We start from the raw sequence: 25,370 nt of genomic DNA, 5'->3' as shown, positions 1-25,370 counted from the left end.
GGAAAAGATAGAATGGCTAAGGGGCAATCTTTACAAGATCCGTTCCTGAACGCATTGCGTCGGGAACGTGTTCCAGTTTCTATTTATTTGGTGAATGGTATTAAGCTGCAAGGTCAGATTGAGTCTTTCGATCAGTTCGTGATCCTGTTGAAAAACACGGTCAGCCAGATGGTCTACAAGCACGCTATCTCTACTGTTGTTCCGTCTCGTCCGGTCTCTCATCACAGCAATAACGCGGGCGGCGGCACGGGCAGTAACTACCATCATGGCAGTAACGCGCAGGGCTCTTCAGCGCCAGCGCAGGACAGCGAAGACACCGAATAAGGTTTCGCGCTGTTATCCACACGGGGAGCCAGCGATCCTGCGTTCCCCGCTGATCTTTTTTGAGGATTTTACGCTTGTTTGACCGTTATGATGCCGGTGAGCAGGCGGTGCTGGTACACATCTATTTTACGCAAGACAAAGATATGGAAGACCTCCAGGAGTTTGAATCTCTGGTCTCTTCCGCCGGTGTCGAAGCATTGCAGGTGATTACCGGTAGCCGTAAAGCGCCGCACCCAAAGTATTTTGTTGGTGAAGGTAAAGCAGTAGAAATTGCGGATGCCGTAAAAGCAACCGGCGCGTCAGTCGTGCTGTTTGACCATGCGTTGTCTCCGGCTCAGGAACGTAACCTGGAACGTCTTTGCGAATGCCGTGTTATCGATCGCACAGGGTTGATTTTAGATATTTTTGCTCAGCGTGCACGTACCCACGAAGGTAAGCTGCAGGTTGAGCTGGCGCAGTTGCGCCATCTGGCGACGCGGCTTGTGCGTGGCTGGACCCACCTTGAAAGACAGAAAGGCGGGATTGGTTTGCGCGGTCCGGGTGAGACCCAGCTCGAAACCGACCGTCGTTTACTGCGTGGCCGTATTACCCAGATCCTCTCACGTCTGGAACGCGTTGAGAAACAGCGTGAGCAAGGGCGCCGCGCGCGCTCAAAAGCCGACATCCCGACGGTGTCGCTGGTGGGGTATACCAACGCCGGTAAGTCCACCCTGTTTAACCAGATTACCGAGGCCCAGGTGTATGCCGCAGACCAGCTGTTTGCGACCCTGGACCCCACATTGCGTCGTATCGACGTAGCCGACGTCGGCGAGACGGTGCTGGCGGATACCGTTGGGTTTATCCGTCATCTGCCGCATGACCTGGTGGCGGCGTTTAAAGCCACCCTGCAGGAGACGCGACAGGCGACTCTGCTGGTGCACGTGATTGACGCGGCAGACGTCCGCGTGCAGGAGAACATCGACGCGGTAAACGTGGTGCTCGAAGAGATCGACGCCCACGAGATCCCAACCCTGTTGGTGATGAACAAGATCGATATGCTGGAGGATTTCGAGCCGCGTATCGACCGAGATGAAGAGAACAAACCGATTCGGGTCTGGCTTTCTGCCCAGTCCGGTATTGGTGTGCCACTGCTTTTCCAGGCTTTGACAGAACGTCTTTCCGGTGAGGTAGCCCAGCACACGCTGCGATTGCCGCCACAGGAAGGCAGGCTGCGCAGCCGGTTTTATCAGCTTCAGGCGATAGAAAAAGAGTGGATGGAGGATGACGGCAGCGTGGGGATGCAGGTGCGTATGCCGATCGTTGACTGGCGTCGCCTCTGTAAACAAGAACCTGCGCTGGCGGACTATATCGTCTGATCAGAAAGGGGATGCCTGAATAATTCGCCCTTGCATAACAAATATGGAGCATATACATGGCGTGGAATCAGCCCGGTAATAACGGACAGGACCGCGACCCGTGGGGAAGCAGCAATAATCAAGGCGGCAACTCTGGGGGAAATGGCAACAAAGGTGGTCGCGAGCAGGGGCCGCCAGATCTGGATGATATCTTCCGCAAGCTAAGCAAGAAGCTTGGTGGTCTTGGCGGAGGTAAAGGTTCTGGCTCAGGTGGGAATTCCACCCAGGGGCCGCGCCCGCAAATGGGTGGTCGCGTAGTGGGTATTGTTGCCGCTGCCGTGGTAATCATCTGGGCTGCTACCGGGTTCTACACCATTAAAGAAGCGGAACGCGGTGTGGTTACGCGTTTTGGTAAGTTCAGCCATCTGGTTGAGCCGGGTCTGAACTGGAAGCCGACCTTCATTGACGACGTGACCGCGGTCAACGTGGAATCTGTCCGTGAACTGGCGGCGTCTGGTGTGATGCTGACGTCTGATGAGAACGTGGTGCGCGTTGAGATGAACGTCCAGTACCGCGTCACCGATCCTGAACGTTATCTGTTTAGCGTGACCAGCGCCGATGACAGTCTGCGCCAGGCGACCGATAGCGCCCTGCGCGGGGTGATCGGTAAATACACCATGGACCGTATTCTGACTGAAGGTCGTACCGTTATTCGTAGCGATACCCAGCGTGAGCTGGAAGAGACCATTCGTCCGTACAACATGGGTATCACTCTGCTGGACGTCAACTTCCAGGCCGCTCGTCCGCCGGAAGAGGTGAAGGCCGCGTTTGATGACGCTATCGCCGCCCGTGAAAACGAACAGCAGTACATCCGTGAAGCGGAAGCGTACACCAACGAAGTTCAGCCGCGTGCTAACGGTCAGGCGCAGCGTATTCTTGAAGAAGCGCGTGCGTACAAGACCCAGACCATCCTGGAAGCCCAGGGTGAAGTGGCGCGCTTCGCGAAAATCCTGCCGGAATATAAGGCGGCTCCGGAAATTACCCGTGAGCGTCTCTATATCGAGACCATGGAAAAAGTGCTTAGCCACACGCGTAAAGTGCTGGTTAATGACAACAAAGGCGGAAACCTGATCGTGCTGCCACTGGATCAGATGCTTAAGGGCGGTTCAGCGCCGGCAGCGAAGGCTGACACCAGCGGTGCCAACAACCTGCTGCGTCTGCCACCGGCGTCATCCGGTAGCACAAGCGCAACAACCACGTCTTCTTCGAACGATGGTGACATTATGGACCAACGCCGTGCTAACGCGCAGCGTAACGACTACCAGCGTCAGGGGGAATAAGGATGCGTAAGTCAGTTATTGCGATCATCATCATCGTACTGGTCGTGCTTTATACCTCTATCTTCGTCGTGAAAGAGGGTGAACGTGGGATTAAGTTCCAGTTCAGCAGCGTCGTCCGTGACAGTGATAAACGTCCGGTGATCTATGAGCCGGGCCTGCACTTTAAGGTGCCGTTCATTCAGTCTGTGAAAACGCTCGATGCGCGTATTCAGACCATGGATAACCAGGCCGACCGTTTCGTCACGAAAGAGAAGAAAGACCTGATCGTTGATTCCTATATCAAATGGCGCATCAGTGATTTCAGCCGTTACTTCCTGGCGACAGGCGGCGGCGACGTTTCTCAGGCGGAAGTGCTGTTGAAACGTAAGTTCTCTGACCGTCTGCGTTCTGAGATTGGTCGTCTGGATGTGAAGGATATCGTGACCGACTCCCGCGGTCGTCTGACCCTGGAAGTGCGTGATGCGCTGAACTCCGGTACAGCGGGCACGGAAGACGAAGTGGAAACACCAGCGGCGGACGATGCGATCGCTAAAGCGGCAGAACGTGTTCAGGCTGAAACCAACGGCAAAGTGCCGGTGATCAACCCGAACAGTATGGCCGCGCTGGGTATCGAAGTGGTCGACGTGCGTATCAAGCAGATCAACCTGCCTGTGGAAGTGTCCGAGGCGATTTACAACCGTATGCGCGCTGAGCGTGAAGCGGTCGCCCGTCGTCATCGTTCACAGGGTCAGGAAGAGGCTGAGAAACTGCGTGCGGCAGCGGACTATGAAGTGACCAAGACGCTGGCAGAATCTGAGCGTCAGGGCCGTATTCTGCGCGGTGAAGGTGATGCGGAAGCCGCGAAGCTGTTCGCCGATGCGTTCAGCCAGGATCCAGACTTCTACGCCTTTATCCGTAGCCTGCGTGCTTACGAGAATAGCTTCCAGAGCAACCAGGATGTGATGGTGCTCAGCCCGGACAGCGATTTCTTCCGTTATATGAAGACGCCGACTAACGCAACGCGATAAACTCAGGCTCGTTTGAGTATTCAAACCACCGCTTCCCATGGAGCGGTGGTTTTCTTTTATAAGGAATAAAAATGAATTCAACCATTTGGCTCGCGCTGGCGTTGGTGTTAGTGCTGGAAGGCCTTGGCCCGATGCTTTATCCGCGCGCGTGGCGTCGCATGATCGCGACGATGAGCCAACTTCCCGATAATATTTTGCGTCGTTTTGGCGGCGGTCTTGTGGTTGCTGGCATCGTGATCTACTACATGTTGAGGAAAACGATTGGCTGATCAAAAAGTGGTCGGATTTGGGATATTCTGAGGTCAAAAAGTGCTGTATATCTGAAAAAGCGATGGTAGAATCCATTTTTAAGCAAACGGTGATTTTGAAAAAAATGGGTAACAACGTCGTCGTACTGGGCACCCAATGGGGTGACGAAGGTAAAGGGAAGATTGTTGATCTTCTGACTGAACGGGCTAAATATGTTGTACGCTACCAGGGCGGTCACAACGCAGGCCATACTCTCGTAATCAACGGTGAAAAAACCGTCCTCCATCTTATTCCATCAGGCATTCTTCGCGAAAACGTCACCAGCATCATCGGTAACGGCGTTGTGCTGTCTCCAGCTGCGCTGATGAAAGAGATGAAAGGTCTGGAAGACCGTGGTATCCCTGTTCGCGAGCGCCTGCTGCTCTCCGAAGCCTGCCCGCTGATTCTGGATTATCACGTGGCGCTGGACGTTGCGCGTGAAAAAGCGCGCGGCGCGAAAGCGATCGGTACCACCGGTCGTGGTATCGGTCCAGCGTATGAAGATAAAGTGGCACGTCGCGGTCTGCGCGTAGGCGACCTCTTCGACAAAGCAACCTTCGCTGAAAAACTGAAAGAAGTGATGGAATATCACAACTTCCAGCTGGTGAACTTCTACAAAGCTGACGCTGTTGACTACCAGAAAGTGCTGGATGACGTCATGGCGATTGCAGACATTCTGACCGGTATGGTTGTTGATGTGTCCGATCTGCTGGACCAGGCGCGCAAGCGTGGCGATTTCGTCATGTTTGAAGGTGCGCAGGGTACGCTGCTGGACATCGACCACGGTACCTATCCGTACGTTACCTCCTCTAACACCACCGCAGGTGGCGTGGCGACCGGCTCTGGCCTGGGCCCACGTTATGTCGATTACGTACTGGGCATCATCAAAGCGTACTCCACTCGCGTGGGTGCGGGTCCATTCCCGACCGAACTGTTTGATGAAACCGGCGAGTTCCTGTGCAAGCAGGGTAACGAGTTTGGCGCGACCACCGGTCGTCGTCGTCGTACCGGCTGGCTGGATGCGGTTGCGGTGCGTCGTGCCGTGCAGATCAACTCCCTGTCTGGCTTCTGCCTGACCAAACTGGACGTCCTGGACGGCCTGAAAGAAGTGAAAATCTGCGTAGGCTACCGTATGCCAGATGGCCGCGAAGTGACCACCACTCCGCTGGCTGCTGACGACTGGGAAGGCATCGAGCCAATCTACGAAACCATGCCGGGCTGGTCTGAGACCACCTTCGGTGTGAAAGAGCGTAGCGGCCTGCCTCAGGCGGCGCTGAATTACATCAAGCGCATTGAAGAACTGACCGAAGTGCCGATTGACATTATCTCTACCGGCCCGGATCGTACTGAAACGATGATCCTGCGCGACCCGTTCGACGCATAATCTTCGTGACTGCTGGCCTGCGGGGAGACCCGTAGGCCGGATAAGCGTAGCGCCATCCGGCGACCGCTCCTGGATCTCCGCTTTTTCGCCCCGTCATTCAAATAAATTAGCCCCTAACTATCTGGCTGGTTTATCATCATTAATGAATATCTGTGCGGTTTGTCCGCGATTTCCCTTTTTCCTGAGGTTGATGTGCAGTTAACAAGTTTCACCGATTACGGCTTACGTGCGCTGATTTACATGGCGTCGTTACCCGATGGGAAAATGACCAGCATCTCTGAAGTCACAGAGGTCTACGGCGTATCCCGTAATCATATGGTCAAAATAATCAATCAACTTAGTCGTGCCGGATACGTTGCTGCCGTCCGCGGGAAGAATGGTGGGATCCGTCTCGGTAAACCGGCACAGAGCATTCGTGTTGGCGATGTGGTACGTGAACTGGAACCGCTCTCTCTGGTGAACTGCAGCAGTGAGTTCTGCCACATTACGCCCGCTTGCCGCCTGAAACAGGCGCTTTCTCAGGCCGTGCAACGTTTTCTCAAGGAACTGGATAACTACACGCTGGCCGATTTGGTTGAAGAGAATCAACCGCTTTATAAATTATTGCTGGTGGAATGAAGAAAATTTCCACCGGAGCTGACAACGGAGGAACCGACATGTCACACGATCCTTTCCAGGAACGCGAAGCCGAAAAATACGCGAATCCTATCCCCAGCCGCGAGTTCATCATTGAACACTTAACAAAACGCGAAAAACCCGCCAACCGTGAAGAACTTGCCGTTGAATTAAACATTGAAGGTGAAGAGCAAACTGAAGCGCTTCGCCGTCGCCTGCGCGCCATGGAGCGCGACGGGCAACTGGTCTTTACTCGCCGCCAGTGCTACGCGCTGCCGGAACGCCTCGATCTGCTGAAAGGGACCGTCATTGGTCACCGCGATGGCTTCGGCTTCCTGCGCGTTGAGGGGCGTAAAGACGATCTGTACCTCTCATCTGAACAGATGAAAATGTGCATCCACGGCGATCAGATCCTGGCGCAGCCGCTGGGCGCCGACCGTAAAGGTCGCCGCGAAGCGCGTGTCGTACGCGTTCTGGTGCCAAAAACCAGCCAGATTGTTGGCCGCTACTTTACCGACGCGGGTGTGGGCTTCGTGGTGCCGGACGACAGCCGTTTGAGCTTCGACATTCTGATCCCACCTGAAGAGGTGATGGGCGCGCGCATGGGCTTCGTGGTGGTCGTGGAACTCACCCAGCGCCCAACCCGTCGTACCAAAGCGGTGGGTAAAATCGTCGAAGTGCTCGGTGACAACATGGGGACTACCATGGCCGTTGATATGGCGCTGCGTACCCATGAAATTCCGTATATCTGGCCGAAAGCGGTTGAAGAGCAGATCGAGAGCCTGCGTGAAGAAGTCCCGGAAGAGTCCAAAGTGGGCCGCGTGGATCTCCGCTCCCTGCCGCTGGTCACGATCGACGGTGAAGACGCTCGCGACTTCGATGACGCCGTCTACTGTGAGAAAAAGCGCGGCGGCGGCTGGCGTCTGTGGGTGGCAATTGCCGACGTAAGCTACTATGTTCGTCCGCATACCCCGCTGGATAACGAAGCGCGCAGCCGTGGTACCTCGGTCTACTTCCCGTCTCAGGTTGTGCCGATGCTGCCGGAAGTTCTGTCTAACGGCCTGTGCTCCCTGAACCCGCAGGTTGATCGCCTCTGTATGGTGTGTGAGATGACCATCTCCAACAAAGGGCGCTTAACCGGCTACAAGTTCTACGAAGCGGTAATGAGCTCGCATGCGCGCCTGACCTATACCAAGGTCTGGCATATGCTGCAGGGCGACCAGGATCTGCGCGAACAGTATGCGCCACTGGTCAAACACATCGAAGAGTTGCATAACCTCTACAAAACGCTGGATCAGGCGCGCGAGGAGCGCGGCGGGATCTCCTTTGAGAGCGAAGAGGCGAAGTTTATATTCAACGCCGAACGTCGTATTGAGCGTATTGAACAGACCCAGCGTAACGACGCGCACAAGCTGATCGAAGAGTGTATGATCCTGGCGAACATCTCGGCGGCACGTTTCGTTGAAAAAGCCAAAGAGCCGGCGCTGTTCCGTATTCACGATAAGCCGTCGACGGAAGCCATCACCGCGTTCCGCTCCGTGCTGGCTGAACTGGGTCTGGAGCTGCCGGGTGGTAACAAACCTGAGCCGCGTGATTACGCTGAGCTGCTCGAGTCCATTGGCGACCGTCCGGATGCAGAAATGCTGCAGACGATGCTGTTGCGCTCAATGAAGCAGGCGATTTACGATCCGGAAAACCGCGGTCACTTCGGCCTGGCGCTGCAGTCTTACGCCCACTTTACGTCGCCGATCCGTCGTTATCCTGACCTCTCTCTGCACCGTGCGATCAAGTATCTGCTGGCGCAGGAGCAAGGCCATAAAGGAAACACCACTGAAACCGGTGGCTACCACTATTCGATGGAAGAGATGCTGCAGCTGGGTCAGCACTGCTCCATGACCGAGCGTCGGGCTGACGAAGCCACGCGTGACGTGGCGGACTGGCTGAAGTGTGACTTTATGCTGGACCAGGTGGGTAACATCTTCAAAGGTGTGATTGCCAGCGTGACCGGCTTTGGCTTCTTCGTTCGTCTTGATGAGCTGTTTATCGACGGTCTGGTGCACGTCTCCAGCCTGGATAACGACTATTACCGCTTTGACCAGGTCGGCCAGCGTCTGATTGGCGAATCGGGCGGTCAGATCTATCGTCTGGGCGACCGTGTGGAAGTGAAGGTCGAGGCCGTGAATATGGACGACCGTAAAATCGACTTCAGCCTGATCTCCAGCGAACGCGCGCCGCGTAACGTCGGTAAAACCGAGCGTGAAAGGGCGAAAAAAGGCGGCAACGGTAAAGCGAGCGGCAAGCGCCGTCAGGCCGGGAAGAAGGTGAACTTCGAGCCGGACAGCGCGTTCCGCGGCGAGAAAAAGCAGAAGCCGAAGGCGGCGAAGAAAGAAGCTCGCTCAGCGAAAAAGCCTTCCGCGAAGACGCAGAAAATAGCGGCTGCCACCAAAGCGAAGCGCGCTGCGAAGAAAAAGCAGGCGGAGTAAAATTCCCCTCACCCTGACCCTCTCCCCGAAGGGGAGAGGGAAAAGAACAGTCATAATGAGAACCATCAATGAGTGAAATGATTTACGGCATCCACGCGGTGCAGGCCCTTCTCGAGCGCGCGCCGGAGCGTTTTCAGGAAGTCTTTATTCTGAAAGGGCGTGAGGACAAACGTCTGATGCCGCTGATCCATGCCCTGGAAGCACAGGGTGTGGTGATCCAGCTGGCAAACCGCCAGTTCCTGGATGAGAAAAGTGAAGGCGCGGTTCACCAGGGGATCATCGCCCGCGTGAAGCCGGGTCGTCAGTATCAGGAAAACGATCTGCCAGATCTGATCGCTGAGCTGGAGAATCCGTTCTTCCTGATCCTCGATGGCGTAACCGATCCGCACAACCTCGGCGCGTGTCTGCGCAGCGCGGATGCGGCAGGTGTACACGCGGTGATCGTACCGAAAGATCGTTCTGCACAGCTGAACGCGACGGCGAAGAAAGTGGCCTGTGGCGCGGCGGAAAACGTTCCGCTTATCCGCGTGACCAACCTGGCGCGCACCATGCGTATGCTGCAGGAAGAGAACATCTGGATCGTCGGTACCGCCGGTGAAGCGGATCATACCCTGTATCAGAGTAAAATGACCGGCCGTCTGGCGCTGGTGATGGGGGCGGAAGGTGAAGGTATGCGTCGTCTGACCCGCGAGCACTGTGACGAGCTGATCAGTATCCCGATGGCGGGCAGCGTGTCGTCCCTGAACGTTTCTGTTGCAACGGGCATCTGTCTGTTTGAAGCTGTGCGTCAGCGTAGCTGATTTTCGCCCGGTGGCGCTTCGCTTACCGGGCCTACGGTTTTGTAGGCCGGGTAAGGCGAAGCCGCCACCCGGCAAAACAACCTCACTCCTCTAACGACCGCAAATGGTCATCCTTCCTCAGCGTCATCAGCGCGACAATACTCACTACCGCCGTCGCCATCACATAATACGCCGGAATATTCAGGTTGCCCGTTTCTTTAATCAGGCCGGTGATAATCAGCCCCGCACAGCCCGAGAAAATCGCATTCGACAGGGAGTAAGCCAGCCCAAGCCCGGTATAGCGCACGCGCGTCGGGAACATCTCAGAGAGCATTGCCGGCCCCGGCCCTGCCAGCATGCCTACCAGACCGCCTGCAATCAGGACCACGACTGTCTTCACCGCCAGGGTGCTGGACTCCGCCTGCAGAATTTTCAGCAGCGGCAGGGCGAGGATCAGCAGCAAAACAGTGGAGATAATCATCACTGTGCGGCGGCCAATTCTGTCACTCAGGATCCCTGACGGAATAATCGTCAGCGCAAAACCGATATTCGAAATTACCGCGATCAGCAGCGCCTGGTTAAACCCGGTATGCAGGGCTGACTGCAGATAGGTCGGCATAATCACCAGATAGGTGTACCCCGCAGCGGACCACACCATTACCCGGCCAATTCCCAACATGATGGCTTTCAGCGTGGCGACGGTATCCGCCTGAGCGGCAACCGGTTTTCCCTGCTGCTGCACAAAGCCTGGCGTCTCTTCCATACTGACACGTAGCCACAGCGCCACGATACCCATAGGCAACGCCAGGAAGAACGGAATACGCCAGCCCCAGTCGTGCAGGGCTTCCGGCGTGAGGAGGGCGGAGAGCAGCGCCACAATGCCTGCGCCCGCTAACAAGCCCAGCGCCACGGTGAAGGACTGCCACGCGCCGTACAGGCCGCGTTTGCCGCGCGGGGCGAACTCGGTCATCAGTGAGACCGCACCGCCGTACTCGCCGCCCGCGAACAACCCCTGCAGGATGCGCAGGAGCGTGATAATGAGCGGTGCGGCAATGCCAATGCTGGCATAGACCGGCACCATACCGATGGCGGCGGTAGCGAGCGTCATCAACACCAGCACAATAATCAGCGTCGGTTTTCGGCCAATCCGGTCGCCGATGCGACCAAACACCACCGCCCCCAGCGGACGGAAGAAGAAAGCGATGGCAAACGAGGCGTAGGTGAGGATCAGGCTGGTCAGCCCCGCTTCGCCTTCAAGCTGGAAGAAATTCTTCGCAATGACGGTTGCGAGAAAACCATAGACCGCAAACTCATACCACTCGATAAAATTACCAATGGAGCCTGCAATTAATGCTCGCTTGTGCGCATTCGGTTGCATAACTTTCCTCACTGAAAGGGGGGGAATAAATTATTCAACAAAGAAGAGGTGGTGAAATAGTTTATTCTTATGTTATGTGAGCTATTTCACGAATGATATCAGCGGGATCGCTACTGTGTGACCGCACTCCCATGCAGCGTTATCGGGGTCTGTCCATACTTACCTTCATTGCCACTGAAGGAGGGAAACAGCATGCACTGGCAAACCCATACCGTTTTTAATCAACCTTCACCACTCTCAAACAGCAACCTTTTCCTTTCTGATTGTGCCCTGCGTGACGCGGTGACCCGCGAAGGTGCTGAGTGGGATATCGAGCTTCTCGCCAGCATCGGCCAGCAGTTAGGTACTGCGGAATCGCTGGAGCTGGGCAGGCTGGCGAACGTGAATCCGCCGGAGTTATTGCGCTATGACCCCACCGGGGAACGGCTGGATGACGTCCGCTTTCACCCGGCGTGGCACTTGCTGATGCAGGGACTGTGTGCCAACCGCGTACATAACCTCGCATGGGAAGAGGAGGCGCGTAAAGGCTCCTTTGTTGCCAGGGGCGCGCGATTTGTACTGCATGCGCAGGTGGAAGCCGGAACGCTGTGCCCCGTCACCATGACGTTTGCCGCCACACCGCTGCTGCAGCAGGCGCTACCTGAACCTTTCCGGCACTGGCTGACGCCATTACTGAGCGATCGCTACGATCCCCATCTCGCTCCGGCGGGACAAAAACGCGGGCTGCTGATCGGCATGGGGATGACGGAAAAACAGGGCGGCTCAGACGTGCTCAGCAACACCACCAAAGCGGAGAAATGTAGCGACGGCAGCTACCGGCTGGTGGGGCATAAATGGTTTTTCTCCGTCCCGCAAAGCGATGCCCATCTGGTGCTGGCGCAGGCAAAAGGCGGGCTATCCTGCTTTTTTGTTCCGCGCTTTTTGCCTGACGGACAGCGCAACGCCGTGCGGCTGGAGCGCCTTAAGGACAAGCTCGGCAACCGCTCGAATGCCAGCAGCGAGGCAGAGTTTCTCGACGCCTCCGGCTGGCTACTGGGGGAAGAGGGCGAAGGGGTTCGGCAGATACTGAAAATGGGCGGGCTGACGCGCTTTGACTGCGCGCTGGGGAGCCACGGACTGATGCGTCGGGCGTTCTCGGTGGCGCTGTATCACGCCCATCAGCGGCAGACGTTCGGCAAAAACCTCATCGACCAGCCGTTAATGCGCGAGGTATTGAGCCGAATGGCGCTGATGCTGGAGGGGCAAACGGCGCTGCTGTTCCGTCTGGCCCGGGCGTGGGATAAACGAGCCGATCCGCAGGAGGCTGCCTGGGCGCGGCTGTTTACCCCGGCGGCGAAATTTAGCGTGTGTAAAGCGGGCATTCCGTTTGTGGCGGAAGCGATGGAGGTGCTGGGGGGCGTCGGATATTGCGAGGAGAGTGAACTTCCCCGTCTGTACCGCGAGATGCCGGTGAACAGCATCTGGGAAGGGTCAGGCAATATCATGTGTCTGGACGTGCTGCGGGTGCTGGCGAAGCAGCCGGGAATTCACGACCTGCTTGCCGATGAGTTTGCGCAGGTAAAAGGGCAGGACAGACACTTCGACCGCAGCTGGCGACAGCTTCAGCAAAAACTGCGTAAACCGCAGGAGGCACAGGGCAGGGAGATTGCTCAACAGCTCTTTTTACTGGGCGCCGGTAGCCAAATGCTGCGGCACGCGTCGCCCCCGGTGGCGCAGGCGTGGTGCCGCATGATGCTGGATACCCGCGGCGGTACGCTGATGAGCGAGCAGGTACAAAGTGACCTGCTGCTGCGCGCCACGGGCAGGGTTGGCTAGTTTTTAAGCTGGAACAGACTCACCAGTTCGGTCAGATGCGAGCCCTTCTCGCGCAGCGTTAGTGCGGTTTGTTCGCTGCGTGAGATGCGATCGGCATTGATATGCGACGCTTCGCCAATATGGGTCATGGCGAGATTCACCTGACCGATCCCCGCGGATTGCTCGCGTGAGGCATGGTTAATCTCGGTGACCAGCTGGCTGATGTTATCGATATGAACGATGATGGCATCCATCGCCAGGCGCGTCTGTTCAGACAGCGCGTGACCCTCGCTCACTTTCCTGAGGGTATCGCCAATCAGCTGTTCAATCTCCTTCACTGCATTCGCACTACGCCCCGCCAGGGCACGAACTTCCTGCGCGACGACCGCAAACCCTTTACCGTGCTCGCCAGCGCGGGCCGCTTCCACTGCCGCATTCAGCGCCAGAATATTGGTCTGAAAAGCGATGGACTCGATCACGCGGGTGATGTCTTCAATGCGTTTTGACGCTTCGCGAATGTCATCCATGGTCGACACGGCGTGGGCGACGGTTTCACCTCCCTGATGGACCGCGAGCGAGGTTTCACCCACCAGCTGCTGCGTTTGCTCCATATTGGCGGCATTTTGCTGTACGGTCGCGGCCAGTTGCTCCATGCTGGCGGAGGTCTCTTCCACGCTGCTCGCCTGCTTGTTGATCTGCTCTGAAATCTCCCCGGTATCGGAGGCCAGCGCGTTGGTGCCCAAATGGATCTCACCTGCAGCTTCGCGAACCTGCAGCACAATTTTTTGCAGGCCGCCGCCGATGCCGTTGATGGCATCGATCAACTGCCCGACCTCGTCCTGGCGCGTCACGGGCAGGCTGGAGCGGAGATCGCCCGCGGCATATTGCCGGGCAAGATGGATCACGTTGCGCAGCGGCCGGGTCAGCATCCGGCGAATAAGCACCACGAACAGGGCTGCAAAGAGAATGGATAAGACCACGCCAGCCAGCAGGAAACGGTCGCGCATGGCGTTGACGCTTGCGAGCAGCACCGATTTATCCACTTCACCCACGATAGTCCAGTTCCAGCCTGGCAGCGGGGTGTACGCCATTTTCAGCGTGCGTCCATCGTCGCTTGTGCGTTCCAGCGTGCCAGGTTTGTCACCCAGCAGCTGTTGCTGCGTCGCGACGTCCCACCTGGGCAATTGCCCCTCTTCCGTGGTGTGGAACAGATATTGCCCGCGGGTTTTGCCGTTGCTGCGATCCAGCACAAAGAAATGACCGCTCTCGCCCAGGCGGCGGTTCAGGATTTTCTCGCGCATGTCGTTCCAGGAGTGAGAGATGTCCACCCCGACAAAGACAATCGCAATGACCTGCCCTTCGGCATTTTTAACCGGCTGGTACTGAGTGATGTAGCGCTTGCCAAATAAGAGGGCCAGGCCGCGGTAGACTTCACCTTTGTTGACGGCGGCAAAGGCCGGACTGGAGGCATCCAGAACGGTACCCATCGCCCGATCGCCATTCTCTTTGCGCAGGGACGTGGCGACGCGGACAAAGTCATTACCGCTGCGTACAAACAGCGTGGAAATGGCGCCTGTACGGTTCAGGAAATCGTCCGACAGGGTGTTGTTTTCATGCAGCCCGGTTTCTCCCCCTTTCAGCAGTGGAACGCTGAGCCCATTAATCGTCTGGGGTTGAGAAGCATCAATGCTCAGAGGCTGCGGTAAAAAGGTGGTAAACAGCCGGGTATAGCTCTCCACTTCTTCACTCAGGCTGGTGTTAAACATCTGCACCATGTCGACCATACCGGTGGACTGATTATGCAGATCCTCTACCGCAAGGGCTTCAAGCTGCTGGCTGGCTTTTTGGCTGAGCAGAAAAGTGAACAGCAGAAATAGCGTGGCGACACTGACGCCTGTAAGTAGCGATAGCTTCGCCCCCAGGCCTGCACGGCGAAAAACAGTGATCATAAATTGCTCATTATTGAAAAGGTATGGTTCATCAACGGCAGAGCAGAGATTACGTTTACTAAATTAATGTAACAAAATGTTATTGTATTGTTGTTAATTGGTTTTATCGGAGATAAAAAATTTGCAAAAACGAAAAGCCACTAAAAATAAGTGGCTTTTATCAGGAGGGGATTATACGTAGAGAATGGCCTGTACCCGCCAGTGGTCAATATGGTTATCTTCCTGCATCTGGATGATGCGATACCAGGAAGCACCCTGCTCATCGGCCTTTAATGCCACGACACGTTCAACGTCCTGCGGGCTCCCCGAGATATTATTCACGGAGATCTGGCCAATTTCATTCAGGCCAGTCACACAATCAGCACTGGCGAATTCTGCCGACTGCGCGGTTGTGCTCACCAGGCCTGCTGAGAGCAACAGAGAGGTCAAAGCAAGAGTTCGTTTCATCGTCAGCTCCATTTCACATATCTCCGGTATCCGCCGGGCAATCCTTCGCGAATAAACTCCCTTCCATTGACGCGGTCGTGGAGTTTATTGTGGACAGGAAAATGTCTATGGACGCAAAGCAGTGTAAATGTCGTTCAAAGGAAAACCATTATTTACGGTACAAAATTGCCTGTGAGTACCACTGTCCCGTTATGATGGTTTCGTCGATCATAATGATGACGTAGTAATCTGCTTTGGCGGCGACGGCTTGTGCTTTTATTGCCTCTTCTGCGTCATCCGGAGAACCGCGAACCAGCGCGGAGACGGTGCCCATTCGTTGTAATCCTTCCGTCTGATTACGACGAATCTCCTGTGGATGATCGGCGACCGGTGGAGCGGGTTGCGGCGTACCCTGCAGCGCGCTACAGCCACTGAGCAGAAACACCAGCAATAAAGCAGCAAACCTGCGCATAACCATATCTCGTTTCCTGATAGCCATAGTGTAGTTGTCTGTGAATTGAGTTTGCGGGGGAATGTTCCCGAAGTGTTAGCTGGGACGTATATTTCGAATGAAAATGACGTGAAAGCGTAACCCAGTTCTCAACATTATGAATCATACATTCGCAGAGGGTCGACAATGATTGAAATTGAAATACGCCACCTCGGCGACCATGAGATTTTACACGCCACGCCCGCGGGCAAACGTGATAAACCGCTACCGGTTGTCGTTTTCTATCACGGGTTTACGTCATCAAAACTGGTTTACAGTTATTTTGCAGTGGCGCTGGCGCAGGCGGGGTTTCGGGTAGTGATGCCGGATGCTCCCGACCACGGCGCACGCTTCACGGGCGATGAACAGGCGCGGCTTGGGCGGTTCTGGTACATTCTGCACGGCAGTTTGACCGAGTTTGCCGGGTTGCGTGATGCGCTTTATGCGGCCGGGCTGGTGGCCGACAATCGACTGGCCGTGGCCGGGGCGTCGATGGGGGGGATGGCCGCGCTGGGGATTATGACGCATCATCCTGACGTGACGTCCGTCGCCTGTTTGATGGGCTCGGGCTATTTTACGTCGCTGGCGAAGACCCTTTTCCCCCCTCAGGATGTCGCGGAAGTGACGGCGAAGCTGGCAGAGTGGGAGGTGACCCGGGCATTGCCACGTCTGGCCGATCGCCCGCTGCTGCTGTGGCACGGTGATGCGGATGATGTGGTACCACCCGAAGGCACTTTCCGTCTACAGCAGGCGTTAAAGCATGAAGGACGGGACGGTAATCTGACGTGCCTGTGGGAAGCGGGCGTCCGCCACCGCATCACGCCAACGGCGCTGGACGCCACGGTAGCGTTTTTCCGCCAGCACCTTTAAACGCGCAGGATTTTTACGCCCTGATCCTCCAGCTTCTGGAGGATTTCCGGGTTGGCGCCTTTGCCGGTGATCACCATGTCGATCTGTTCGGCGCGGCTGAATAACATCCCTGCGCGCTCGCCCACTTTGCTGCTGTCGACCAGCACCACGAGCTTGCCCACGACGTTGAGCATGTTTTGTTCCGCCATGGCGGTCAACATATCGGTTTTATACAGGCCATCCGCGGTCAGGCCTTTGCCGCTGGTAAACATCCAGTGTCCGGCATAGAGACTGTTTTCGCTGTCCTGCGGGCTGAGCGTAATGGACTGACTCTTGTTGTACTGGCCGCCCATGATCACCACGCTCTCGTGCTCCTGATCGATCAGATAGTTAGCGAGCGGTAAGTAGTTAGTGATGATTTGCACCGGCTTGCCGCACATTTCGCGACCCAGCAGAAACGCCGTGGAGCCGCAGTTGATGACCACACTCTCGCCGGGATTCACCAGCTGTGACGCGGCTCTGGCAATTCGCACTTTTTCATCATGATTTTGTGCCTGATGGATATTCATCGGGGTCCAGCGAGGGCGCTGCTGGCTGATGGCCTCTGCCCCGTTGCGGACTTTTTTCAGTTTGCCGCTTTCGTCCAGCTTGTTGATATCCCGCCGCGCCGTTGCCGGGGAGATCCCTAAACGTTCGATCACTTTCTCGACGGTGACGAACCCTGTTTGCGCCAGGAGTTCCAGGAGAATTTGATGCCGTTGCGCTTCCGTCATGAGCTATTCCGATAAGAATTGATTTGAAAAGATAATATTTGAAATAGCCTGAAAATACTAAAAGAAATATGACCTCGCCAGGCATCCTGTCTGGCGAGGCGGCTGCACAATCAGAGGAAGGACTTGAATGGCAGGTCAGGCTCAATGGTGAAGCAATCATCGAAACCACGCGGGTAGTGATATTCGAGATTATCTTTGTCCAGCGGCCAGGTGAATTTGCCGCCGACCTGCCAGATGAACGGCTTGAAGCCATACTTCAGGCGATCTTTCTTCATCTCCCACAATACGCGGATTTCCTGCGGATCGGCCTGGAAATTCGACCAGATATCATGGTGGAACGGGATCACCACTTTGGTGTTCAGTGCTTCCGCCATGCGCAGCATATCGGCGCTGGTCATCTTGTCAGTAATACCGCGCGGGTTCTCGCCGTAGGAGCCCAGCGCCACATCAATCTGATGTTCGTTACCGTGCTTCGCATAGTAATTAGAGTAGTGAGAGTCACCGCTGTGGTAGAGGGAACCGCCAGGGGTTTTAAACAGATAGTTGACTGCACGCTCATCCATACCGTCTGGCAAAACGCCCGCGGCCTTTTGATCGGCTGGCAGGGTAATCAATGCGGTACGGTCAAAGGCATCCAGCGCATGGATTTCAATGTCTTTGATTTTCACCACGTCGCCTGGCTTCATCACGATGCAACGCTCTTTTGGCACTCCCCAGCCGACCCATAAATCCACGCAGGTCTGCGGCCCGATAAACGGCACGTTGTCAGGGCAGTTTTGCATCACAGCTGCCGCCACGTTGACGTCGATATGATCGTTATGATCGTGAGTGGAGAGCACGGCATCGATCTGGCGAATCGCAAAGGGATCAAGCACAAACGGTGTCGTACGCAGGTTCGGCTGTAGTTTTTCGACACCCGCCATGCGCTGCATCTGATGCCCTTTTTTCATCAGCGGGTTGCCGTGGCTCTGTTTGCCCGTGCCGCACCAGAAATCGACACAGATATTCGCGCCACCCTCTGATTTCAGCCAGATGCCGGTGCAACCCAACCACCACATTGCAAAGGTACCAGGAGCCACGTTTTCCTGCTCGATCTCTTCATTCAGCCAGCTACCCCATTCCGGGAAGGTGCTCAGAATCCATGATTCACGGGTGATGGTGTTCACTTTACTCATCGTTTTCACTCCTGCTTTAATCAAAAGTAATCATATTGTGATTTGTTGTGATTAATGCTGGCATCCTTTTACGCACTTTGCAATGGTGAAAATGCGGAACTTTATCTGTTCTACTTCACGGTTTTGCCGCTTTCACCTTGTTAAACGAGTTCGTGATAAAAATTAATCGATTGAATTATATTGGTTAATTTGATTTTTCGATGCGAATGAAAAAGCCATTACTAACTGCATGGAAATAATTTGCGGGATACGTCACAAATAATCAAATGCAATCTTGTGGTGATTATTTGTGATTAATAGAGTGATGACACCAACCTCACAGGGATTGCCCCTTGTGTTCTCATTGCTGGAGAGAGTTATGGAGATCCTCTACAACGTCTTTACCGTTTTCTTTAATCAGGTAATGACTAACGCCCCGCTGCTGCTGGGGATTGTGACGTGCCTGGGTTATATCCTGCTGCGTAAAAGCGTGAGCGTGATTATCAAAGGCACGATTAAGACCATTATCGGCTTCATGCTGTTGCAGGCAGGGTCTGGCATCCTGACCAGCACCTTTAAGCCGGTCGTGGCGAAAATGTCGGAAGTGTATGGTATCAACGGCGCGATCTCTGATACCTATGCCTCAATGATGGCCACCATCGATCGTATGGGGGATGCCTACAGCTGGGTGGGTTACGCGGTTCTGCTCGCGCTGGCGCTGAATATCCTTTACGTTCTGCTGCGCCGCATTACCGGTATTCGCACCATCATGCTGACGGGGCACATCATGTTCCAGCAGGCGGGGCTGATCGCGGTGTCTCTCTATATCTTCGGTTACCCCATGTGGACCACGATTATCTGCACGGCCGTGCTGGTATCGCTCTACTGGGGGATCACCTCCAACATGATGTACAAGCCGACGCAAGACGTCACTGACGGCTGTGGCTTCTCCATCGGCCATCAGCAGCAGTTTGCCTCCTGGATTGCTTACAAAGTTGCTCCGTACCTGGGAAAAAAAGAGGACAGCGTTGAAGATCTTAAGCTGCCGGGCTGGCTGAATATTTTCCACGACAACATCGTCTCAACCGCCATTGTGATGACCATTTTCTTCGGGGCCATTCTGCTCTCCTTCGGTATTGACGTGGTGCAGGCGATGGCGGGGAAAACCCACTGGACGGTCTATATCCTGCAGACCGGTTTCTCCTTCGCGGTGGCGATTTTCATCATTACTCAGGGCGTCCGTATGTTCGTTGCTGAGCTCTCCGAAGCCTTCAACGGGATCTCCCAGCGCCTGATTCCCGGCGCGGTGCTGGCCATCGACTGCGCCGCTATCTACAGCTTCGCGCCAAACGCGGTGGTCTGGGGCTTTATGTGGGGCACCATCGGCCAGCTGATTGCGGTGGGCATCCTGGTGGGCTGCGGCTCGTCCATTCTGATCATTCCAGGCTTTATCCCGATGTTCTTCTCCAACGCCACCATCGGCGTCTTTGCGAACCACTTTGGCGGCTGGCGCGCAGCGCTCAAGATCTGCCTGGTGATGGGCATGGTGGAAATCTTCGGTTGCGTGTGGGCGGTCAAGCTCACCGGTATGAGCGCCTGGATGGGCATGGCGGACTGGTCAATTCTGGCCCCACCGATGATGCAGGGCTTCGCCTCCGTCGGACTGGTCTTTATGGCCGTCATTATCCTGATTGCTCTGGCTTATATGTTCTTCGCGAGTCGCGCGCTGCGCGCTGAAGAAGATGCGGAAAAACAAACAGCAGAAGTTTCTGCTCATTAAGGAGTTTCGATTATGACCGTACGTATTCTGGCTGTCTGTGGCAATGGGCAAGGTAGCTCCATGATCATGAAGATGAAAGTGGACCAGTTTTTAACCCAGTCCAACATTGACCACACGGTAAACAGCTGTGCAGTGGGCGAATACAAAAGCGAGCTGAACGGCGCGGATATCATCATCGCCTCTACCCATATCGCCGGTGAAATTAGTGTGTCAGGCAATAAATTTGTGGTGGGCGTCCGCAACATGCTGTCGCCAGCGGATTTTGGCCCCAAGCTGCTGGACGTGATCAAAGAACACTTTCCACAAGACGTGAAGTAAGGACGCCCAATGAAACTACGTGATTCGCTGGCGGAGAATAACTCCATCCTTTTACAGGCTGAGGCCAGCACCTGGCAGGAAGCGGTCAAGCTGAGCGTGGACTTACTGGTTAAGGCTGACGTGGTCGAGCCGCGTTATTACCAGGCCATTCTTGATGGCGTGGAACAGCACGGCCCTTACTTTGTCATTGCGCCAGGCCTGGCCATGCCGCATGGACGTCCGGAAGAGGGGGTGAAGAAAACCGGCTTCGCGCTGGTGACGCTGAAAACCCCGCTGGTGTTTAACCATGAAGATAACGACCCGGTCGACATTCTAATCACCATGGCGGCCGTGGATGCCAACACCCATCAGGAGGTCGGCATCATGCAGATCGTTAATCTGTTTGATGACGAAGTGAATTTTGACCGTTTACGCGCCTGCCGCACTGCGCAGGACGTTCTGGATTTAATTGATAACGCCACAGCGGCGGCCGTTTAAGAGGAATTGAAAATGTCATTACCGATGTTGCAGGTTGCGCTGGATAACCAGACGTTGTCCCACGCTTACGAAACCACCCGTCTGATCGCCGAAGAAGTGGACATCATCGAGGTGGGCACCATTCTGTGCGTAGGCGAGGGCGTTCGCGCCGTTCGCGACCTGAAAGCGCTCTATCCACACAAAATCGTGCTGGCGGATGCCAAAATTGCTGACGCCGGAAAAATTCTCTCCCGCATGTGCTTCGAAGCTAACGCTGACTGGGTCACCGTGATCTGCTGTGCGGATATCAACACCGCGAAAGGTGCGCTGGATGTGGCAAAAGAGTTCAACGGCGATGTGCAGATAGAACTGACCGGTTTCTGGACCTGGGAGCAGGCACAGGCGTGGCGCGAGGCTGGCATTCAGCAGGTGGTTTATCACCGCAGCCGTGATGCCCAGGCCGCAGGCGTGGCGTGGAGCGATGCGGATATCAGCGCGATTAAACGCCTGGCGGATATGGGCTTTAAAGTGACCGTTACCGGTGGTCTGGCGCTGGAAGATCTGCCGCTGTTCAAGGGCATCCCGATTCACGTCTTTATTGCGGGGCGTAGCATTCGTGATGCGGCCTCTCCGGTGGAAGCCGCGCGTCAGTTCAAACGCTCAATCGCTCAGCTTTGGGGCTAAGGAGCGGGTATGTTGTCAAAACAGGTCCCGCTTGGCATCTATGAAAAGGCACTCCCTGCGGGGGAGTGCTGGCTGGAGCGGTTGCAGCTGGCAAAACAGCTGGATTTCGATTTTGTCGAAATGTCAGTGGATGAGACGGATGCGCGTCTCTCTCGCCTCGACTGGAGCCGCGAACAGCGTCTGGCGCTGGTGAGCGCTATCGCGGAAACGGGCGTGCGCGTGCCTTCCATGTGCCTCAGCGCCCACCGTCGTTTTCCGCTTGGCAGCGAAGATGATGCTGTGCGCGCGCAGGGGCTGGCGATCATGCGTAAAGCCATTCGTTTTGCGCAGGATGTTGGCATTCGCGTGATTCAGCTCGCCGGGTATGACGTTTACTACCAGGAAGCTAATGATGAAACGCGCCGTCGTTTTCGTGACGGCCTGAAAGAGAGCGTCGAGATGGCCAGCCGCGCGCAGGTGACGCTGGCGATGGAGATCATGGATTATCCGTTGATGAACTCCATCAGTAAGGCGCTGGGCTACGCGCACTACCTGAACAACCCGTGGTTCCAGCTCTATCCTGATATCGGCAATCTGTCGGCGTGGGATAACGACGTACAAATGGAGCTGCAGGCGGGGATCGGGCATATCGTGGCGGTTCACGTCAAAGATACCCGTCCTGGCGTATTCAAAAATGTTCCGTTCGGCACCGGGGTGGTGGATTTTGAACGGTGCTTCCAGACGCTCAAACAGACAGGCTACTGCGGGCCGTACCTGATTGAGATGTGGAGTGAAACGTCGGACGACCCGGCCGCGGAAGTGGCAAAAGCCCGGGACTGGGTGCGCGAGCGCATGGCGCAGGCGGGGTTACTGGAGGCTGAATATGCTTAAGCTCAAGCAGCAAGTCTTTGAGGCCAATATGGATCTCCCGCGTTACGGACTGGTTACGTTCACCTGGGGCAATGTCAGCGCTATCGATCGCGAGCAGGGGCGGGTGGTGATCAAACCGAGCGGCGTAGCGTATGACACCATGACCGTTGACGATATGGTGGTGGTGGATCTCAACGGACAGGTTGTGGAGGGAAAATGGCGTCCCTCTTCAGATACGGCCACGCATCTGGCGCTGTACCGACGCTATCCATCACTGGGCGGCGTCGTGCATACCCACTCGACCCATGCCACGGCCTGGGCGCAGGCGGGGCTGGCTATTCCGGCGCTGGGCACGACTCATGCGGACTACTTCTTTGGCGACATTCCCTGCACCCGCGCGTTAACGCAGGCTGAAGTGGAAGGGGAGTACGAACTCAATACCGGGAAGGTGATTATCGATACGCTGGGTGAAACTGAACCGTTGCATACGCCGGGTATTGTGGTCTATCAGCACGGTCCGTTCGCCTGGGGAAAAGATGCTCACGACGCGGTACATAATGCTGTCGTGATGGAGGAGGTGGCACGCATGGCGTGGATTGCCCGCGGCATCAACCCACAGCTTCAGGGCATTGATGATTACCTGATGAACAAGCATTTCATGCGCAAGCACGGCCCGAATGCCTATTACGGGCAGAAGTGAATAAGTGCTCTGGAATACCGAAAACAGTTGTAACCGGTGGTATTTCAGAGCCATTCACAAAAAAAAGCCCCCGGGCAGGGGGCAACGTAAACTATGGCTATGTTCTCGTTGTTGGCTTTCCTGGTGCTAGCGTTAAAGCGTTATCGGTAAATATCTGCACTGGCGTGCATATTGCCGTTGCTGCCGGGCTCACGCGTCAGAACGACGTGATAGTAGGTTGCGCCCTGTGCATCGGTTTCTTCATTAAGCGCCTGATCTGCTTCACTTTCAGTGGCGAAATTATGATTAATGTAGATTACGCCCAAGCTTTGCACATCATCCATGTTCCTGGCCTGCCGGCCGTCTATTTTGATGGCTGCCATCGCGTTTGCACTGAGCAAAAGCGCCGCCATAATGGCTAATGCGATTTTTTTCATGATTTGCGCTCCACGACTGCGTGCTGTGAGAGGGGGATGCTCCTTCTTTAATTCAGGTGATCTCTGATTAAAGTGTAATCACTCATCCGGCGGGGATGCGTGACCATTTCTGATGCAGTTGTTCAAAAAAACACCGCTTCCTGATGCGATTAATTTTAAATCACCCACTTAGACCAGCTTTACGCTTTGTGCGAATTATTTGTGCAATCAGCTTGAGTTTCCGGGGGCGCGCAAGTATTATGACGCGTCAATTTTTCAGCCGACCTTTAACACGTTCCTTGCCTCCCCGGGCCTCGGCTGACCCAGACAGGAGGCTGAATAATCCGTAAGGAGCAATTCGATGCGTCATTACGAAATCGTTTTTATGGTCCATCCTGACCAGAGCGAACAGGTTCCGGGTATGATCGAGCGCTACACTGGTGCAATCACTGCAGCAGCGGGCACGATCCACCGTCTGGAAGACTGGGGCCGCCGTCAGCTGGCTTACCCGATCAACAAACTGCACAAAGCTCACTACGTTCTGATGAACGTTGAAGCGCCGCAGGAAGTGATCGATGAGCTGGAAACTAACTTCCGCTTCAACGATGCCGTTATCCGCAGCATGGTTATGCGTACTAAACACGCAGTTACCGAAGCATCTCCGATGGTTAAAGCGAAAGACGAGCGCCGTGAGCGTCGCGATGATTTCGCAAACGAAACCGCAGATGATTCTGATGCTGGGGATTCTGAAGAGTAATTTCTGATGACCAACCGTCTGGCGTTGTCCGGCATCGTATGCAGGGCTCCCCTTCGAAAGGTCAGTCCATCAGGAATTCCGCATTGCCAGTTCGTGCTTGAGCATCGTTCTGTGCAAGAGGAAGCCGGGTTTCACCGGCAGGCGTGGTGCCAAATGCCCGTTATTGTTAGCGGACACGAAAACCAGGCCATTACTCACAGTTTAACGGTCGGTAGTGCAGTAATCGTTCAGGGGTTCATTTCTTGCCACAAGGCAAAGAACGGTCTGAGCAAAATGGTTCTGCATGCCGAGCAGATTGATTTGATAGATTCTGGAGACTAGCCATATGGCACGTTATTTCCGTCGTCGCAAGTTCTGCCGTTTCACCGCGGAAGGCGTTCAAGAGATCGACTATAAAGATATCGCAACGCTGAAAAACTACATCACCGAAAGCGGTAAGATTGTCCCAAGCCGTATCACCGGTACTCGTGCAAAATATCAGCGTCAGCTGGCTCGCGCTATCAAACGCGCTCGCTACCTGTCCCTGCTGCCGTACACTGATCGTCATCAGTAATCGGGCACGGTCCATTAATACGACTTTAAGAGGATAAGGTAATGCAAGTTATTCTGCTTGATAAAGTAGCAAACCTGGGCAGCCTGGGTGATCAGGTAAACGTTAAAGCGGGCTACGCTCGTAACTTCCTGGTTCCACAGGGTAAAGCTGTTCCAGCTACCAAGAAAAACGTAGAGTTTTTCGAAGCACGTCGCGCTGAACTGGAAGCCAAACTGGCTGACGTTCTGGCGGCTGCTAATGCTCGCGCTGAAGCAATCAACGCACTGGGCACTGTTACCATCGCTTCCAAAGCTGGCGACGAAGGTAAACTGTTCGGTTCCATCGGTACCCGCGATATCGCTGATGCAGTTACTGCAGCAGGCGTTAAAGTGGCTAAGAGCGAAGTTCGTCTGCCGAACGGCGTTCTGCGTACCACTGGTGAGCACGAAGTTGACTTCCAGGTTCACAGCGAAGTGTTCGCTAAACTGGTTGTTAACGTTGTAGCTGAGTAATTTTTTACTCTGCTCACGTT

General features: G+C 55.3%; 28 protein-coding genes. 21 read left to right on the top strand and 7 right to left on the bottom strand.

All coding sequences use genetic code 11. The annotated features are described in order from the left end of the window. The first annotated feature begins 12 nt into the window (after positions 1–12). The 9 genes from hfq to rlmB all read left to right on the top strand — a co-directional run bounded on the left by hfq (position 13) and on the right by rlmB (position 9,575). Entirely contained in the window at positions 13–324 is a 312-nt protein-coding gene (gene hfq, locus C5687_RS04305; protein ID WP_045284414.1) for an RNA chaperone Hfq, read from the top strand. Between the two features lie 74 nt (positions 325–398). Further along, positions 399–1,679, top strand: coding sequence for a ribosome rescue GTPase HflX (hflX, locus tag C5687_RS04300; RefSeq protein WP_045284415.1), 1,281 nt, complete (start codon positions 399–401; stop codon positions 1,677–1,679). 56 nt (positions 1,680–1,735) lie between these two features. Then, positions 1,736–2,998, top strand: coding sequence for an FtsH protease activity modulator HflK (gene hflK / locus C5687_RS04295; protein WP_104556478.1), 1,263 nt, complete (start codon positions 1,736–1,738; stop codon positions 2,996–2,998). 2 nt (positions 2,999–3,000) lie between these two features. Then, positions 3,001–4,005: a protease modulator HflC gene (hflC, locus tag C5687_RS04290; RefSeq protein ID WP_025758262.1), complete on the top strand. Its 1,005-nt coding sequence runs from the start codon at positions 3,001–3,003 to the stop codon at positions 4,003–4,005. Between the two features lie 71 nt (positions 4,006–4,076). Beyond that, positions 4,077–4,274 carry a DUF2065 domain-containing protein gene (locus C5687_RS04285; protein WP_003855996.1) on the top strand — a complete coding sequence of 66 codons (198 nt, stop codon included), beginning with the start codon at positions 4,077–4,079 and terminating at the stop codon, positions 4,272–4,274. A 104-nt stretch (positions 4,275–4,378) separates the two neighbouring features. Next, positions 4,379–5,677 carry an adenylosuccinate synthase gene (locus tag C5687_RS04280; RefSeq protein ID WP_045284473.1) on the top strand — a complete coding sequence of 433 codons (1,299 nt, stop codon included), beginning with the start codon at positions 4,379–4,381 and terminating at the stop codon, positions 5,675–5,677. 192 nt (positions 5,678–5,869) lie between these two features. Then, positions 5,870–6,295, top strand: coding sequence for a nitric oxide-sensing transcriptional repressor NsrR (gene nsrR, locus C5687_RS04275; RefSeq protein WP_025758264.1), 426 nt, complete (start codon positions 5,870–5,872; stop codon positions 6,293–6,295). Positions 6,296–6,333: 38 nt separating this feature from the next. After that, positions 6,334–8,775 carry a ribonuclease R gene (gene rnr, locus C5687_RS04270; RefSeq protein ID WP_095452383.1) on the top strand — a complete coding sequence of 814 codons (2,442 nt, stop codon included), beginning with the start codon at positions 6,334–6,336 and terminating at the stop codon, positions 8,773–8,775. A 68-nt stretch (positions 8,776–8,843) separates the two neighbouring features. After that, positions 8,844–9,575 (top strand): 23S rRNA (guanosine(2251)-2'-O)-methyltransferase RlmB, encoded by a 732-nt coding sequence (rlmB, locus tag C5687_RS04265; RefSeq protein WP_025758266.1) that lies wholly within the window; start codon positions 8,844–8,846, stop codon positions 9,573–9,575. Between the two features lie 82 nt (positions 9,576–9,657). Here rlmB and C5687_RS04260 read toward each other — a convergent pair whose 3' ends face one another. Next, positions 9,658–10,932, bottom strand: coding sequence for an MFS transporter (locus tag C5687_RS04260; protein ID WP_104556477.1), 1,275 nt, complete (start codon positions 10,930–10,932; stop codon positions 9,658–9,660). Between the two features lie 192 nt (positions 10,933–11,124). On the opposite strand from C5687_RS04260, the gene C5687_RS04255 reads away from it, so the two are divergent. Then, positions 11,125–12,747, top strand: coding sequence for an isovaleryl-CoA dehydrogenase (locus C5687_RS04255; RefSeq protein ID WP_104556476.1), 1,623 nt, complete (start codon positions 11,125–11,127; stop codon positions 12,745–12,747). Here C5687_RS04255 and C5687_RS04250 read toward each other — a convergent pair. From C5687_RS04250 to bsmA, 3 genes are all read right to left on the bottom strand, one after another. After that, positions 12,744–14,675, bottom strand: coding sequence for a methyl-accepting chemotaxis protein (locus tag C5687_RS04250; RefSeq protein WP_104556475.1), 1,932 nt, complete (start codon positions 14,673–14,675; stop codon positions 12,744–12,746). The genes C5687_RS04255 and C5687_RS04250 overlap by 4 nt on opposite strands. 171 nt (positions 14,676–14,846) lie before the next feature. Further along, positions 14,847–15,134 (bottom strand): DUF1471 family protease activator YjfN, encoded by a 288-nt coding sequence (gene yjfN, locus C5687_RS04245; RefSeq protein ID WP_021240708.1) that lies wholly within the window; start codon positions 15,132–15,134, stop codon positions 14,847–14,849. Positions 15,135–15,270: 136 nt separating this feature from the next. Continuing rightward, positions 15,271–15,600, bottom strand: a complete 330-nt coding sequence (gene bsmA, locus C5687_RS04240) for a biofilm peroxide resistance protein BsmA (protein ID WP_025758271.1) — start codon at positions 15,598–15,600, stop codon at positions 15,271–15,273. A gap of 138 nt (positions 15,601–15,738) precedes the next feature. Here bsmA and yjfP point away from each other — a divergent pair, with 138 nt between their 5' ends. Next, positions 15,739–16,461 carry an esterase gene (yjfP, locus tag C5687_RS04235; protein ID WP_104556474.1) on the top strand — a complete coding sequence of 241 codons (723 nt, stop codon included), beginning with the start codon at positions 15,739–15,741 and terminating at the stop codon, positions 16,459–16,461. Here yjfP and ulaR read toward each other — a convergent pair. Further along, a complete protein-coding gene (gene ulaR / locus C5687_RS04230; protein ID WP_045284422.1) occupies positions 16,458–17,213 on the bottom strand; it encodes an HTH-type transcriptional regulator UlaR in 756 nt (251 codons plus the stop codon). The two genes, yjfP and ulaR, sit on opposite strands and share 4 nt — an antisense overlap. A gap of 110 nt (positions 17,214–17,323) precedes the next feature. Next, positions 17,324–18,388, bottom strand: a complete 1,065-nt coding sequence (gene ulaG, locus C5687_RS04225) for an L-ascorbate 6-phosphate lactonase (protein ID WP_047957597.1) — start codon at positions 18,386–18,388, stop codon at positions 17,324–17,326. A 358-nt stretch (positions 18,389–18,746) separates the two neighbouring features. On the opposite strand from ulaG, the gene ulaA reads away from it, so the two are divergent. The 6 genes from ulaA to C5687_RS04195 are packed head-to-tail and all read left to right on the top strand — an operon-like array spanning position 18,747 to position 23,154. Then, complete coding sequence (ulaA, locus tag C5687_RS04220; protein ID WP_104556473.1) at positions 18,747–20,147, top strand: PTS ascorbate transporter subunit IIC; 1,401 nt, start codon at positions 18,747–18,749, stop codon at positions 20,145–20,147. A 12-nt stretch (positions 20,148–20,159) separates the two neighbouring features. After that, complete coding sequence (gene ulaB / locus C5687_RS04215; RefSeq protein WP_104556472.1) at positions 20,160–20,465, top strand: PTS ascorbate transporter subunit IIB; 306 nt, start codon at positions 20,160–20,162, stop codon at positions 20,463–20,465. A 9-nt stretch (positions 20,466–20,474) separates the two neighbouring features. After that, positions 20,475–20,942: a PTS ascorbate transporter subunit IIA gene (ulaC, locus tag C5687_RS04210; protein ID WP_104556471.1), complete on the top strand. Its 468-nt coding sequence runs from the start codon at positions 20,475–20,477 to the stop codon at positions 20,940–20,942. Between the two features lie 12 nt (positions 20,943–20,954). Then, a complete protein-coding gene (ulaD, locus tag C5687_RS04205) occupies positions 20,955–21,605 on the top strand; it encodes a 3-keto-L-gulonate-6-phosphate decarboxylase UlaD (protein ID WP_025758278.1) in 651 nt (216 codons plus the stop codon). A gap of 9 nt (positions 21,606–21,614) precedes the next feature. Next, positions 21,615–22,475 carry an L-ribulose-5-phosphate 3-epimerase gene (locus C5687_RS04200; protein ID WP_059385656.1) on the top strand — a complete coding sequence of 287 codons (861 nt, stop codon included), beginning with the start codon at positions 21,615–21,617 and terminating at the stop codon, positions 22,473–22,475. After that, a complete protein-coding gene (locus tag C5687_RS04195) occupies positions 22,468–23,154 on the top strand; it encodes an L-ribulose-5-phosphate 4-epimerase (RefSeq protein ID WP_059385657.1) in 687 nt (228 codons plus the stop codon). The genes C5687_RS04200 and C5687_RS04195 overlap by 8 nt, the downstream gene beginning before the upstream one ends. A 140-nt stretch (positions 23,155–23,294) precedes the next feature. Here the strand turns inward: C5687_RS04195 and yjfY are convergent, their stop codons facing one another. Next, positions 23,295–23,570 (bottom strand): DUF1471 family protein YjfY, encoded by a 276-nt coding sequence (gene yjfY / locus C5687_RS04190; protein WP_025758282.1) that lies wholly within the window; start codon positions 23,568–23,570, stop codon positions 23,295–23,297. A 340-nt stretch (positions 23,571–23,910) separates the two neighbouring features. Here yjfY and rpsF point away from each other — a divergent pair, with 340 nt between their 5' ends. Genes rpsF through rplI form a run of 4 tightly spaced genes read left to right on the top strand, consistent with a single transcriptional unit; the run spans position 23,911 to position 25,350 of the window. Beyond that, positions 23,911–24,306: a 30S ribosomal protein S6 gene (gene rpsF, locus C5687_RS04185; protein WP_025758283.1), complete on the top strand. Its 396-nt coding sequence runs from the start codon at positions 23,911–23,913 to the stop codon at positions 24,304–24,306. 6 nt (positions 24,307–24,312) lie between these two features. Further along, positions 24,313–24,627: a primosomal replication protein N gene (gene priB / locus C5687_RS04180; RefSeq protein WP_025758284.1), complete on the top strand. Its 315-nt coding sequence runs from the start codon at positions 24,313–24,315 to the stop codon at positions 24,625–24,627. 4 nt (positions 24,628–24,631) lie between these two features. After that, positions 24,632–24,859 carry a 30S ribosomal protein S18 gene (gene rpsR / locus C5687_RS04175; RefSeq protein ID WP_000135199.1) on the top strand — a complete coding sequence of 76 codons (228 nt, stop codon included), beginning with the start codon at positions 24,632–24,634 and terminating at the stop codon, positions 24,857–24,859. Positions 24,860–24,900: 41 nt separating this feature from the next. Further along, the gene (gene rplI, locus C5687_RS04170) at positions 24,901–25,350 is read left to right on the top strand and encodes a 50S ribosomal protein L9 (protein WP_003856039.1); all 450 of its coding nucleotides are present in this window, start codon (positions 24,901–24,903) and stop codon (positions 25,348–25,350) included. The last annotated feature ends 20 nt before the right edge of the window (positions 25,351–25,370 follow it).

This window comes from Enterobacter sichuanensis, from assembly GCF_002939185.1.
Classification (GTDB): Bacteria; Pseudomonadota; Gammaproteobacteria; order Enterobacterales; family Enterobacteriaceae; genus Enterobacter; species Enterobacter sichuanensis.
The sequence above is the reverse complement of the archived record's forward strand: the minus strand, read 5'-3'. Positions and strand labels throughout refer to the sequence as shown.